The sequence below is a fragment of the Bradyrhizobium altum genome (assembly GCF_020889705.1).
Lineage (GTDB): Bacteria > Pseudomonadota > Alphaproteobacteria > Rhizobiales > Xanthobacteraceae > Bradyrhizobium > Bradyrhizobium altum.
The window spans coordinates 1-13764 of record NZ_JACMYP010000235.1 but is presented as its reverse complement, the minus strand read 5'-3'; the positions used below and the strand labels follow the sequence as shown (position 1 = coordinate 13764).

Here is a 13764-nt window from a genome sequence, read left to right as displayed (position 1 = left end):
CACCAGGGGAGGATCCAGGCGATCGAGTCGGACCCGAAGGGGGTACGTGTCACTCGCGCCCCAGCTCCGGCCCTTCCGCCTTCGGAGAACACCAACATCGCCGCGACGCAATTGCAATTGACGCTGGAGCGCGTCATCGGAAATAAATTCAGTGGCTTCTAGGCTGCAATCTCGCTCCTTTAGGGAAGCAGATACTCAACGCGCCGAGTTCTGCATCGCCCAGACGAAGTCGGTCTTCGTTTGGCCCGCAAATAGCTGATCGCCCGGATCGATCCATCCGTTGGGACGATACGTCAACGGATATGGGACGCCCGGGACCGTCGCGCGCGCATGGCAGGACATGCAGTTAGAAGATGTGCCTTCGCTCAGCCCCGGCTCCAGGTAGGGGTTAAAGCAGACGATCGGTTTTCCGTTGCGATCGTTTGCTGGAACAACGATCGAATCCGCAATGCACATGGCATAGTTGCGCCAAGGACCGACCACAGTGTTGCTGTCAGGCATGTCATCGACCGAACCTGGAAATTTGTTTGGCGGGTCCTTTCCGTCCTGCCACCAGAATGTCTGCCAGGTCCAATTGGCGATTTCCTTTGTAGTCACGTGCATTGCGACGGCGACCTGATAATCTCCGGCTTCGAGGGCCGCTGGCCCGCTGAGCCCCAAAGAGGCCGAAACTACCGCTGCCCGAGCGGAGTCCAATTCAATCGCATAGAAGCGATCGATCCCAACGACTTGCGCGTCGATTTGCGTGCCGTTGCAATCAATCTTTGTCTGCCCGGAACCGTTGTTCGTGGGGTCGACAGCGACACACTTGGTCCACGTGTCCACAGTCGGATTGTTCGGATTCGAACTGCTACCAGGCTCATCCCAAATGGGAATGGCCGTCAAACCTTTCGCCTTTACGGGAAGGAAAACGATCTTCAGATCGACTGCCGCTGCAGGAAAGTCCAGGATCTTGCGATCGGCGACCTCTGCACCGACCTTGTCGAAATAGTTGTTTAGCTTCAACAAATCGGCTCTTCTGTTGTATCGGACGGTGCCTCCGGAATTGTCCGGCATTGGGTGTTGGGCCGCGACGAACCCGGCTGCATCCGGACTCAGCTTCACGAAGGCGAGCAACCTGGTTCTGTCGGCATCGGTCGCTAGCTGCAACGACAACCCTTGCGGTGCGTTGAGGAACTCATGACGAAGCTGGCGGAGCGGTGAAAACGGCCGCAAAATCCGCTCCTCTCCGGCTGCTGCAGGAGCGGCTAAGGTTGAGAACGCCTCCACTTCCGATAACCACGTTTCCCAAATGGGTAGCGGTTGCCCTCGATATGATTGCGTGGATCTTGCTGTGAGGCCGGCCCACAGTTTCCAGGCATGCGCACGCAACGCAGCAGTATCGTTGGCGGCGACGTGCCCATCGATGACGGAGCTCGCAAGCGGAAATTCCGCCGGCGGCAAACCCAGTGGCTCGGGCCTGATGTTTTGCTGCGCGCTGAGCTCACTTGGCAACGTCGTATAAAGTAGGCCGGCGACGAAGGCCGGTACGAATTTGCGCATTTATCGCTCCAAATCGATGAAGGAGTTCGAAGACGTCGGCGGCTGGAGTGCCGAGCAGATGCCTAGCTGCGCTCACTTGGTAAAGGGAGAGGATAGCCGGTTATCGAAAACCGCTACCGAGGGGATGTCCTTCAGCAGGCCCTTCACGGTGCTCGTATCGATCGTCATGATTTTCGCCTTATCCTGGGGCGCCACGCTCGGTTTCGGTGTGACGTCTAGCTTGAAGGTGTCCTCTCCGATCGGCTTGAGATCACATTTCAGGTTCCCGCAGTTATTGTCGAGTGCCCACTCAATGTCCGCTGTCGGTCGCGCGGTCTTCAATATGAACGTTCCGCTGGCCGGTGAGGACGGAGCCGTGTCCGGCGTCGGCGTGCTCTCCATCGAACTAGAAGATGTAGCTGGACTCGAACCCGTGGAGCTCGAGTTGGCGGCGGCCTGATGGACGAGTTCAAGGCGCGGCAGTTTAGTTCCGGTCCGCACGTCGACAGTGATCGGCGCTCCGCTCGTCAGGCGGCTTTCTAGTTGGCTGACGCTTTCGCCGGGAAACTCCTGACGCAACAATGCAAGTGCTGCTGCGACATGGGGAGCTGCCATGGACGTGCCCTTCATGGTGGCATAGGCCGACCCAGGAACGCTTGAGACTATATCGGTGCCGGGCGCCGCTATATGGACCATCGAGGCTACATTCGAATAGGAGACGTCGAGCGAGCCATCCTTCTTGGTAGCTGCGACCGATACCGCCGATGAGATGCAGGCCGGCTCTGCGACTCCGTCAAAAAAATGTTCGTTGCCCGCAGAGACGACGGTTGGAATTCCCTTGGACCTCAAGCGCTCGATGATCTCCGTCAGGGCCGAACTCTTATCGCAGGCGGCATCGAAATATCCGCTTCCCAAGCTCATGTTGACGGTGGCAACACTGAACTCTGCCCGATGCTTGAGCACGTATTCCAATGCTCGAAGCTGATCGGAAGTGAAGCTTCGGATACACTTGCCCGCCGCCTTGCAGACAGCGGGATCATCGAAGAGCGAGTAGACCTGTATCAATAGAAGCTTCGCGGCCGGCGCAACGCCGCCGAAGTTCTTTGCCGCGAACTTCATGTTGTGGCCGGCAATAATCCCTGCCACATGCGTCCCATGATCGCATCCGACTACATCGGTCGGGCATTGACCAGCCGATCCGGCAACAGTTCCGACGTCGAACCCGCCCGGGCAAAGCGATTTCACGTTGTAGACATTGGAATGATCCGTCGAGAAGCAGGCTTCGCCTACGATGGCGCCGGCTAGTGCGGGATGATCGACTTGCGCGCCCGTGTCCAGGACGGCCACCGTCTCGTTGGTCCCGCTGTAACCCAGGCCGTGCATCTTGTCGCCGCCGATGAACGGAACCGAATCCATAAGGGTGGGCGGCATGGGTATGTCGCGAGTAACGAGAACGACGTTCGGATCCTCGCGCAGACGGGGCAACGCGGCTGCCGATATCTCCGCCGCAGCCACCGGGAGCGATCCGATCGGACGAACGTTCTTGGCGGAATCGGAGAGAGCATCTGAAATGTAGCTGCTGGCACTCGCAAAAGAGGCACCACCGTTTGTCTGTTCCGGGTCGGGGCGCGTCACGATCAGCACGCGCACGAGAGGCGCTGTATTCAGTTCGGCACGAACCCCATTCTCAATTTTTTGCTGACAAACGCCGGCGGTCGGCAGCAAGAGCGTAGCGAACGCTAAAAGTATCTTTCTCATGCCCGCACCTCGCACATGAGCAATAGGAATAGGCAATAATAAAAATATATAACCTCTGGTTGTTCGCGGACGCAAGCTCAAACTACGAAGAATTCCGGCTTTTTAGGCTCGTTTCGCGACGGAAAGCAGCGGAGGATCAAGAGATGATTTGCGCGCCGCCGGCGTATTTCACGAACCGATCCTTGAAAGCATTCAACGATCTCCTGTTCAATGAAATCGAGAAGAATCATCCGAGGATTTTTGACAGACTCCTGCAGGTTCTTGATGACGGCGTCCTCCCCTCCGGACGAGGCGGTCGCGCTCGTCTCCGAAGCCTTCATTGTCTTCGCCTCAATCTAGGCACCTGAGCCGGGACCGTCCGGCGAGAGATTTGCCAGCGTCGCGCCGACATCCGAGGCGGTGCGCAGTACTTCAAACAAGCCCTCAACTGGACCAAGGTATTGAACAGGATATATATGATGCGCTCAACTTCCCTTCATTGAGCCGGAGCTCCGAGAGGGGCGCGGCGAGATCGAGCTGGCGCTGAAAGGCGGGTTGCCGAAGGTGGTCACAGACGGCGATCTGCACGGAATCCCGCACTGTCATACCGACGCGTCCGACGGGATAGAGACGCTCGAGACGATGGCTCTGGCGACACACAAGCGCGGCTTCCAATAACTCGGGGTACCCGAACACTCCAAGTCAGCGCACTACGCTGGCGGTCTCTTGACCGAACAGATCGAACAGCAGCATCGCGAGGCGACCGGCTCAACAGGAGGTTTGGCACGTATTTGCGGATCCCGAATCGAGTCCGACATCCTGGTCGATGGCTCGCTGGACTATCCGGACGACGTGCTCGACAGCTTCGATTTCGTGGTCGCGAGTATCCATAGTCGGCTCAAACTGGACAAGAAAGCGCAGACGGAGCGCCTGCTACGCGCTGGCGCTAACCCATACAAGATCATTGGCCACATGACGGGCCGACAGCTTCAGCGCCGCCAGGTTACGAAATCGACGTCGAGAAGGTGGTGCGCGCCTGCGAAGAACGGCGTCGCGGTCGAGATCAATGCGCATCCCTGTCGATTGGACCTGGCTGGCGTTGGCACCAGGCCGCCTTCGATTTCGGCTACCTGCTGAGCATCAATCCGGACGCCCACTCGATCGCGGAGCTCGATCATATGCCCTGGGGTGTCGAGATGGCCCGAAAAGGCGGCGTACCGGCAAAGCGAGTACTGAACGCGATGCCGCGGCCGAAGATCACGCGAAACCTCCGCAGGAGGCGGCGCTCTATGGCGCGGGCGGCCTGACGCCACGATGAAGGACCACGAACACACCTTGATGGTAGGTCCACAGACCGGGCGCACCATTCAGCAAAGTACCACAGCGCGATATCTTGAAATGAGAAAGATACGGCTCAATTCCTTAATCCCAGGCAGCTCACGCGAAAGGTTAGTTCAAGCTGTCGGCCGACAGCGCCGTGCGCCGGTAGCTTCCAACGGATATCCGGTCGGCATCTTCTGCGCTCGGGAATTTCTGGAATCGTTGCCAGCCTCAGATACCGCTCTCTTTAATCCCCTTTCAACCTCGGCTTGATGCAGTCAACGCTCCCCCTCTGTTATGTGGTTTAGGTCAACGCTTCCCCTTCTGTTACTGGAACTTCCTTCCCATGAACCATACGACCGATTTCCCGTTAGGGAGACGCCGAATCACAAGCCCTCGCGCTCGGAAGAGGTCCGGCGAGCTATCGAGGAGTACGCTAACGATCTACGGGAGATCATCAAGGAACTCCGCATGCGGCTGCATTGAGGTAAAGCAAGCTCGACAAGCTCAAGGGCGCTAGCAGTAAATGAGTTTAACTCCGAGTTCAATTCGATGGAGGTCAGCGCCCATAAGGACGCCGTCGACCTGTTCGAGCGTTATGCCAAAGGCGGCGACAACGCGGATCTGAAGAATTGGGCCGGCAAAACCCTGCCCGTGCTTAAGCATCACCTTGAGATGGCGCAAAATCTCGACAAAAAAGCGCGCACCTATGGCCGGCGAGGGCAAGAAATAGCGGCAGAACGGGGAGCTGCTGTTCCGCGGCTCCCTCCCCCGCTTTGGCTGCCACTGGCGCGGTTGGATGGCCGGACGGCCGGTGACTTCGTTGCAAGGACTATAGACTCGGTGGATCTGGTGAAAGTTGGCTTGGCGACAACAGGCCGGCTGCTTTCAAGCCTCTTGGCGAGAGCAGCAGCTACATCGATGCCCCTTTTAGCACTGGAAAATACTTTCCCGCTGGCGAGCGCTCTTATGTCAGCGGTTTGTTGTTCTCCGCACTTCGGACGTCTCCAAGGCAAGCAGCAGTGGCTGAAGATCTTCGACCACTTCCAGCACGATGCTAAGCGGCTTCCATAGATAGCCGCACACAGAAGGAGATGACACAGCCATTCCTCTTCGACAATGCGCGCGCCACTAAGGCTGGCCAAGTTCCGGCTGATTGCGGCTAGGCCGCCTTGCGGTTGATCGCGGCTTCCGCCAGCTTGTTTAGCGCGGCGTCGGTTTTCTTTTCTTCCTCAAGCGTCTGCTCGAGGAGCTGAACGGCCTGCTTCATACCCAATTGCTCAGCCCACGCAATCAACGTGCCGTAACGGGATATTTCGTAGTGCTCGACCGCCTGGGCACCCGAGAGAAGGCCCGCGTCCAGGGCCGGAGAATCTTCGAAATCCTCCATCACTTCTTCGCCCTCCTCGACCAGCCCGACGATAGCCGGGCAGGTTTTGCCCTTGGGAGCGTGCTTCATCAGTTTGAAAACTTGCTGCAGACGCTGAACTTGTCCCTCCGTCTCGCCGGCATGTTTTTCAAAGGCAGCGCGCAGCTGGTCAGAATTCGCGGCTTTTGCCATTTTTGGCAACGCAACGAGTATCTTCCTTTCGGCGTAGTACATGTCCTTGAGGGTCTCCAGGAAGAGGTCTTCAAGTGTCTTGTTCTTGCCCGGCATAGCTTCCTCCTTGTGTGTGACACGAGCCGACAGCGCCTTTCCTAAGGTTCCAGGAGTGGCTGTCACCAGTTCACTCGAATGACGAGCGGCATAAAGTCGCCCCCAGGTCCGAAAGAGATCGCGGTGTTGACCGCCGCCCAGAAGTAATCTGCGCAACTTTAGTTTGCTGATCGAAACGATCCCTATCTTAGCTTTGTCGGAAGAGATTCCGGCTGCTTCCTGGCGACGCCGATAGTGGAGTATCTGCGATCCACAAGCCGGGCTATAAAGAGCGGCCCTCTTCGACCAAGATCAAGACCGCACTCTCGCAATAGCCTCAGCGTTCGCCTTTGCCATTGCGATTGGTAAAGCGGGCGTTGCCGAGACCGGTGCCGATCGTCAGTACGCCACAGCGCTTCACGTCCTGCATGAAGGGGACTTCAGAAAGTCCCTGTACGACGGCATCGTTGTGCATGACGACGGCCGTGTCGTTCTCCCCGATCCGGGGGATCGCCTCGACGAGACTTACGGGCAAATTGAATTTGCTGCTCTCCCAGTTCCCGGGCAAGTTCTGCGCGCCCGTCTCGATCGAGCCGTCGCTCTCGATGACGCCTGGGCATGCGATGCCGATGAATGGCGCGAGCTTGAATCCCGCATCTTCCGCCTTCGTGATCAGTTCTTTGAGCATCTTGACGAGGCGCTTCACGGCGTTCTCACGCGACGGCTCGTCGTCGGCATGACGCCATATCTCGAACTTCCACACGCACGCCTTGGAGAGGTCCGGCGCCTTCTTGCTGCGCGTTTCCACAACGCCGCAGCGGATGTTGGTGCCTCCGATGTCCACGGCAAGGATGGAATCGTGCGCTTCGAAGATCCAGGAAGGAGCGAGACATAGCGCGCCGATAAGGCCCGCGTCGTCCGGGTGACAATGGATCGGCAGCATCTCGACCTTGAAGTTTTCGGCCTTGAGGAGGATTTCGGCGCGCGCGATGGCGAGTTCGCCGAGCCGGCTGTCGCGAAAGCCGCCGCCCACCACGATGCGCTCGGTTTTATCCCATGCCTTGGTTTTGAGGAAGCGGCGCGTTACATGGGCAAGCTCCTGCGCGAAGTCCTCGATGGCGCTGTGGACGACGACTGAGGCCTCAGTGTCGTCACCGCCAAGGACCGCGTCGAGTTCCTTCTTGCTGAGGTCTTCGGAAAGCTCCTTTCCGAATGGATCTTCGCCGGATTTGCGCAGCGCCTTTCGCCACTTTTCGAGAGCTTCCCGGAAGGCGCCCTTGCTGGCGCGATCCCCGAGGAATTCTTCCTCATCCTTCAGTTCAAGGTTGAAACTGTCGACCTCAACCCACGGCAGGCGTGACGCGCCGTGCGCCGCAATCCCAGTGGCTGTGATCGTTTCTTCGGCCATTCTGAACCTTGTACACGCCGCAGGCAGTAACCGGGTGGTTTTGCTTTCAACACGCGCCGCTAACCGCGGTTCCTCGCCCCTCCCCTTCCCGGGCAGTTCTTGCGATGATCTGGCAGCAATTCCGTGCTCCTCGCACCCGGCGCCCCCCGTCCCGAAACAGCGTAGCTGAATGGCGTGTGGGATTTCGTCTGCGCCCCCATTTTGCAACAGGAGCCTTGCAAATCCCACCTATCGTTCCGAATACATCCGCTGCCAGCAAGAGGGACGCCGGAAGCCTGATGACCGGGCGAGCGGCGACCGGCGTTGAGGGGGCGTGAATCGGATGCAGGCGCTGCCGCGGAACTGCATTGCGACAGGGAAATCGTTGTTCGTGGAATAGAAGCGGCGGCCGGGCGAGACCCGGCCGATGCCGATATGGAAGTGATAAGCGTCGAAAAGAGTTCGGCCACGACGAGATCACGCTTCCTCATTACGGACTGAATGAAGAAAAAGCCGCCTGCCATCCTATCGGGTTCGCGAATTCGCGGACCCGCTGGTCTGTTGCACTGTCCGCATCGATCGCATCTTCCGGCGCACGTACCAAGCCACTACCGCGATAGTCAGCCAGGCGAAGGACGCGCCGACGAAAGCGGCGGGGATGTTGCTGCGCAAGATCAGTGTCGAAAAACCGACCGCGGAGGCCAGCATGCCAAGCGCGCCGAGCGCAGCGCCCGCGGCATCGACAGCGGCCGCCATTTGCCCGCGGCGCTCGCCCGCGAGACCCGCTTCGCGCTTGCGGCGGATTTCGTGTTCTCAATTAGCGTCGCGCTCGCGCAGAATATGGCTGGAAGGGCAAGAAAAACGCCACCGATGGCTGCTCCATAGCGGCTGCCGACAAGGCCGGTAAAGACGGTGGCAGCGCCACCGAGCTCGACGCGGATCAGATATTCGTACCAGCGGCCTTCCTTCAGAGAAGACGGCGAAAACCGGATCGGGCTCACGTCTGCCCCCAAGCGAAGATGAGCAACCCGAAGGCGACGACCAGCCAAACGATCAGTGACAGCAACGTAGCCGTCGCCGCTCGCAGCTTTGCGCGGACCAGGATGGCAGACGACGACACTGTAGATGCCGAGCGCAATCGCTCCCGCAATCATCGCCTTGGCTTGCAAGACGGCGTAGTTGATCCCGTGCTGATACAGCGCAATTCCAAGCGTAGCGAGTACGACCGAGGGTGCTGCTCCGAACAGGCCGGCGAAGCTCTTTGGACGCAAACATCTCCCAGCATCGCGAAGGCCGATACGACGGCGCCGCCGAGAAGGAAGCGCATGACGTACTCGGTCATTTCGCTCTCTTCCAGAGCTTCGAGAGCGGCCCGCCGGCCCCAAAGACCGGGTCCTTGCGCGGCGACCGCAGCTTCGGGATCGTCTTGAGCGCCCGCAGATGGTCTTCAACGGTCGTGCACTCATCATAGGTGCCGGTCGGCGGATATGCCCCGACGACGAGGAAGTCATCGTCCGCGGAAAGGCACTGATGGCCTGTGCCGGCGGGAAGAACCGCGACGTCTCCGGCCTTCAGCGTGAAGATTCTCCCCTTGTTGCCGCCGAACCGAACGCGGCCCTTGCCCCGCGCGATGCCGAGCGCCTCATGGATCCTGGAGTGATAATTCACATAGTTGTAGATGCCATCCCGCCAGCTATCTCCCCAGCCGTTCGCTTCAAACAGGTCTTCGATCACGGCCGCAGCATCCAGGCTCTCATCGAAAGCGATGGCGTTTCGATAGAGTATGAGCGGCCGTCGCGGATGATTCGGGACAAGACCGTCATCTTTAAAGCGAGCTGTGTGAGGTTTTCGCACTTGCACGAAATCCATCGCCTTCCGCTTGCCGGGGCGCTTCAGACCGGTTGCGCGCTCCATGTATCCCTTCAGGTCTTCAAGAGTCGGCATGATCGTCCTCCGTCGAAATTCCGTTCGGGTAGCCGGTCCAGAGCCTGAGGGCCCGTTCAAGAACCCCTCCGAGCGCGAAGCCGGCAACGACATCGCTTGCCCAATGGGCCAGGATCACTATGCGGGTGAGCGACAGCCCGACCGCAATCGCGCGGATCGCCCGCCGGGGAGCGGCCGGCGACGCGCTTGCTGCCGATGCACCAGCGCACCCATGTGCAGCGCGTGGCCTGAGGTAAACGCATCCTTTCGCTTGCCTGAAAACGGGATGCCATGGATATGCCCGATCACCGTTCGACGGTCCGGTCGAGTTTGGTCGAACACAAGTTTCAAACCATGGGGCAGCAAGGTCGCCGCGACCGTCACGAGCAGAGCATGGTTGCCCACGCGCCGGAGCGGCGCCTGACGCCCGCGGCAAGCGAGCCAGCCGACGGCTGCCAGGACCAGCAGGACCTTCTCATCCGCGCCCCAGGTCAGGACGCGGGCCACTTGCTCCGACATCGGCGCGGTGTTGCGAGCGATAGAACGCGCGACGACGACATCCGATTTAGTCGGCCGGACAGTGACCGGAAAGCTTGACCTGCGGCCTAGGCGCCTTGCTGGCAATCTAGCTATTTTGAACATGTCTTCAGGATCGGAAAGGTGAGTACCTTTCCCAACGCTCCGCGCGCCTTCAAGGTCCTACCCTTCTGTCGAATCCGGACTTCCAAACAGCGAGGCTGGCACCGTTTATCGGCGCCCGGGCAGGAATCCTCCGCACAACAGGAACAATCGATCCGGCTTCCGTTCGCGATGATGTCCCCTCTCATCCCGAGGCCTTTCAATTGTACCACCATGTCAAGAAGCTGATGTTCACTGTTCGCGTCGACGAACCGGACCCTCGTTTTGGCAACATGCTTCTTGAACAGTTCGGTGGCGCCAACGGCGAGCTCGCTGCCGCGATGCAATATTCGATACAGGGTCTGAACTGCGAGGATCCTGATCGCAAGGACCTGCTGATGGATATCGGCACCGAAGAATTGAGCCGCCTCGAAGTCGTGGGAACGCTCGCCCGCATGCACCTCAAGCCGGCGAAGTTCGATCGCCAGACCGCCGAAGCCGATCCGCTAATTGCAATCGCGGGCGGTGGCGGAGTGAATCTGTTCAATTCCCAAGGCAATGCCTGGACGGCCGATTACCTGAAGATTACCGGCGAGCTCGATGTCGACCTTCGCAGCAACATCGCCGCCGAAGCGCGAGCGAAGATCGTCTATGAACGGCTGATCAATTTCTGCGACGACGCCGGCACCAAGGACGCGCTTGAGTTCCTGATGACCCGGGAAATCACCCACATGAAGGGCGTTTGCGCTGGCACTCGAGAGGATGGGCAAGCCGGCTTTCAGCATCGGCCGCATCGCTCCGACGCTAGGGCTGGTCGACCAATTTTTCAACGATTCCACCGGCACCGGTGACCATGGTGAGATTGACACCCGCGGTCCATGGAACGAAGGTAATGGCTGGGCCTTCACTGAATCGCCGGCGATACAGGCCGAACCCGGCGCATCGGCAGCGATTGTCGCGGAAAGTTCGCCGCCAGACGATGAAGCCGGGCTCGGCGACCTGTTAATCGATGAGCTCCGCGACATCCTGCATGCCGAAAAGCAGCTCACCAAGGCGCTTCCGAAGATGATCGAAGCAGCTCGCTTCGATCAGCTGCGTGAACTGTTTGAGCAGCATCTCGTCGAGACCGAAAACCAGGTGGAGGGCATCAATGAATGCTTCGAGTTGCTCGGCAAGACGGTCCGCGCGAAGCCTTGCAAGGGCATGATGGGGCTCATCGAGGAAGGCCAGGAAATCATGGCGAAAGGAGAGAAAAAGGAAGACGCGGCCGCGGACCTCGCCTTAATCGGAACTGCACAGCGTGTGGAGCACTACGAAATTTCGGCTTACACGACGGCGAAGAATATCGCCCAGCAGCTACCCACAGTGCGGTCGTCGCGCTGTTGTCGAAATCCCTTGCGGAAGAATTCCGATCAGCTGCTAAATCAAGTCGCTCGATCGCTGATGTCGGTAGCAAAAATGCCGGCCGCTATCGAACAGGCCGAATAACGCCGGCTGCGCGGGCCGCAAGTCCTCGAAACGTCACAAGGTGCGCGATTGGCACTGGCGGATGCTTGCGGCTGTAGCGGACATTCACGCGGCCCGACCGTTGCCATGATTATGCAGCCAAGGAGTGCTCCATTTTCGCTTTCCTCTGCAGCACCGCTCGACGCTCTCTTCAGGTAGCGAGCCAGAGAGGCTTTTCGTCAGTCGCGGTCCAAGGCTTAGGCGGTTCGCTTGAACTCAATACCGTCAAGGAGCCTCAACGTTCACGAAATCAGGCTGCAGGGGTCATCGGGTCTATGTGCTCCGTGGGTTCCGTTCATGACAGCCGCGTCGTCGGTTTACCCATCACCGATAACAACGACGTCGCAGTCCGTTCGGACGAACACACGAAGTCTCGCTGGCGCCGCCGCTTCGGCGAGCTTCATCGCCAAGCCCAACCTCAGCTCCTGAGCCGGTTTTGCAGGGCCAGGCGACTGACTCTGAGATTCCTAAGGTTCATCAGATCGGGCTGTCCTGTTGCCAATCGCCTGACCAGCTCGCGCGTGCCGTCCAAGACAAAGACGCCGCAATCATAGCTGTTTTGCTGCTGGGCCATCTCGGCTGGATTCAGGCTGAGGCCCAGCCGCCTTGCGAGCTCTGTTGCACGGCGGTCATTGTATCCCTGGATGGAGTCGTAGTGATAGGCGACCGGCCGTTGCCGGTCTCTGCGATCAACGAACAGCAGCGACCAATGAGTGCCGACTTCATCAGGACGATCGGCATCGTTTATCGGTAGAAACAGAAAGTCGGCAGTATCGTTGCCATTTCGATCGATGAGACGCTGGAATCGACTTCGCGCGTCGCCATCGGCGGCCGTCAAGCGTATCTGATAGTGGGCGATAAGGGGATCCACGAGCTGCGTCCGGACAGCGAGATTCGGATGATTCTCCTGCAACGACTGCTCCAGCAGCTCGTAATCCCTCTGGATGTGCTCGTCGTCAAGCCATAGTTCATCCCCGAGCACCAGTCCGGGACCTTGGGAACGGGCTGCCGGGTCCAAACCTCCGATACGAGCGGCGGAGGCTGGGTCCGGAAACGCCCGCGCAGAATCAACCTCCTCGTCCAATTCGGACGGGGGCGGCGCATTCAAATCAACAAAAGACCCAAGACCGGCGTAGGTGTCTGAGCGCGCCATGGCGGGGTGCGCTGGCGCAAAGTGAGCGTCGTCGCGCAATTCGGATGGCGTCGGCGCATCCAGATCAACAAAAGACCCAAGACCCGCATAGGTATCTGAGCGAAGCCGGGAAACGTGCGCTGACGACGCTTCCGGAGCCGGCCACATACTCCAGTCAAAGTTAGGGGGTATCTGCAGCGACCATAGTGAACTGGACCTGGTAGGTTCCTGCCGTTCGGCCTGGACCATGTCGTGTGCCTGCTCGCGCGGAGCCACAGACCACGCTGGGTCCACCAAACGCTGGTCCTGATCATAACTTTCGGCGAGGACCGGTCGCCGACTGTCAGCTCCCGGCAGCACGTTGTGCCGCGCACTCGCGTCTTCGTACCCGCTCACCGGTAATAGCGGCTGCGACTCCCATCGCAATGCTTCCAGTTGATCGGTTGGGACCGGCCTCAGCGAGCGGCCGCCTGAACCGGCGATATCCCTCAAGTACCGTTCAATGGCAACGCGTTCCGGAAGGTCCAGCGTTCTCTGCCTCTTCGCTCTCCTCAATTCAGCTGTGTCGCGCCCATAGTGTATGAGGTCCCCCTCGCATGGCAGGAGGCTGCTCCTGGCGCGTTCCCCCCTCAGTTCGGCCGGGACCTGCTGGTGCTGGGACGCTCCGGATTGCGGAGCCTGGGCATCGCGCGCGGCTGGCTCGAGAGATGACGACGGGCCGGGTTCGTCCATCGCCCTTAAACGCAACTCCTGATCGTGGCCTTCCGCAGGAAGCTCGTCGGGCCAACGGCCCGCGTCTCGCGCCGTGCGGTCCTGCGCGGCGGCGCCGACGATCCGCCTCGGCCCTGTCAGCCCCGCATCCTCGGCATCAGCATTGGTGGGAATACGGCGCTCGATCTCCATCGCTTTAGCGCCGGCCAGCGATTTTCGCAGCTTGGTCAGCGCTGGAGAGATATTTCTGTGGCCACGGGCCTCTTCCTTAAA

At 59.5% G+C, this 13764-nt stretch carries 9 protein-coding genes and 5 pseudogenes; 4 read left to right on the top strand and 10 right to left on the bottom strand.

Annotation, left to right across the window (positions count from 1 at the left end; genetic code table 11):
* Positions 1–195 precede the first annotated feature (195 nt).
* The 3 genes from H8B02_RS37030 to H8B02_RS37020 all read right to left on the bottom strand — a co-directional run bounded on the left by H8B02_RS37030 (position 196) and on the right by H8B02_RS37020 (position 3599).
* Positions 196–1542 carry a hypothetical protein gene (locus H8B02_RS37030; RefSeq protein WP_229170733.1) on the bottom strand — a complete coding sequence of 449 codons (1347 nt, stop codon included), beginning with the start codon at positions 1540–1542 and terminating at the stop codon, positions 196–198.
* A 72-nt stretch (positions 1543–1614) separates the two neighbouring features.
* Positions 1615–3279 carry a S8 family peptidase gene (locus H8B02_RS37025; RefSeq protein ID WP_229170732.1) on the bottom strand — a complete coding sequence of 555 codons (1665 nt, stop codon included), beginning with the start codon at positions 3277–3279 and terminating at the stop codon, positions 1615–1617.
* Positions 3280–3356: 77 nt separating this feature from the next.
* The gene (locus H8B02_RS37020) at positions 3357–3599 is read right to left on the bottom strand and encodes a hypothetical protein (RefSeq protein WP_229170734.1); all 243 of its coding nucleotides are present in this window, start codon (positions 3597–3599) and stop codon (positions 3357–3359) included.
* A 116-nt stretch (positions 3600–3715) separates the two neighbouring features.
* On the opposite strand from H8B02_RS37020, the pseudogene H8B02_RS49155 reads away from it, so the two are divergent.
* Together H8B02_RS49155 and H8B02_RS37010 are read left to right on the top strand one after the other, a co-directional pair.
* Positions 3716–4565, top strand: a pseudogene (locus tag H8B02_RS49155) (PHP domain-containing protein); the annotation flags it as partial.
* A 504-nt stretch (positions 4566–5069) separates the two neighbouring features.
* Positions 5070–5311 (top strand): annotated as a pseudogene (locus H8B02_RS37010) (DUF4142 domain-containing protein); the annotation flags it as partial.
* A gap of 429 nt (positions 5312–5740) precedes the next feature.
* Here the strand turns inward: H8B02_RS37010 and H8B02_RS37005 are convergent.
* The 6 genes and pseudogenes from H8B02_RS37005 to H8B02_RS36980 all read right to left on the bottom strand — a co-directional run bounded on the left by H8B02_RS37005 (position 5741) and on the right by H8B02_RS36980 (position 10166).
* Positions 5741–6235, bottom strand: coding sequence for a YciE/YciF ferroxidase family protein (locus H8B02_RS37005; protein ID WP_229170730.1), 495 nt, complete (start codon positions 6233–6235; stop codon positions 5741–5743).
* Positions 6236–6551: 316 nt separating this feature from the next.
* Positions 6552–7622 carry an ROK family protein gene (locus H8B02_RS37000; protein WP_229170729.1) on the bottom strand — a complete coding sequence of 357 codons (1071 nt, stop codon included), beginning with the start codon at positions 7620–7622 and terminating at the stop codon, positions 6552–6554.
* 504 nt (positions 7623–8126) lie between these two features.
* Positions 8127–8602, bottom strand: a pseudogene (locus H8B02_RS36995) (DUF3147 family protein).
* Positions 8599–8943, bottom strand: a pseudogene (locus tag H8B02_RS36990) (DUF3147 family protein). The pseudogenes H8B02_RS36995 and H8B02_RS36990 overlap by 4 nt, the downstream one beginning before the upstream one ends.
* The gene (locus H8B02_RS36985) at positions 8940–9545 is read right to left on the bottom strand and encodes a cupin domain-containing protein (protein ID WP_229170728.1); all 606 of its coding nucleotides are present in this window, start codon (positions 9543–9545) and stop codon (positions 8940–8942) included. Before H8B02_RS36985 ends, H8B02_RS36990 begins: the two are co-directional and overlap by 4 nt.
* A pseudogene (locus H8B02_RS36980) lies at positions 9532–10166 on the bottom strand (phosphatase PAP2 family protein). Before H8B02_RS36980 ends, H8B02_RS36985 begins: the two are co-directional and overlap by 14 nt.
* 200 nt (positions 10167–10366) lie before the next feature.
* Here H8B02_RS36980 and H8B02_RS36975 point away from each other — a divergent pair.
* Both H8B02_RS36975 and H8B02_RS36970 read left to right on the top strand, forming a co-directional pair.
* Positions 10367–10993, top strand: a complete 627-nt coding sequence (locus H8B02_RS36975; protein ID WP_229170727.1) for a manganese catalase family protein — start codon at positions 10367–10369, stop codon at positions 10991–10993.
* Positions 10905–11630, top strand: coding sequence for a YciE/YciF ferroxidase family protein (locus H8B02_RS36970; RefSeq protein WP_229170726.1), 726 nt, complete (start codon positions 10905–10907; stop codon positions 11628–11630). Before H8B02_RS36975 ends, H8B02_RS36970 begins: the two co-directional genes overlap by 89 nt.
* A gap of 436 nt (positions 11631–12066) precedes the next feature.
* On the opposite strand, the gene H8B02_RS36965 is transcribed toward H8B02_RS36970, so the two are convergent.
* A partial coding sequence (locus H8B02_RS36965) for a Ulp1 family isopeptidase (protein ID WP_229170725.1) occupies positions 12067–13764 on the bottom strand: 1698 nt, incomplete at its 5' end.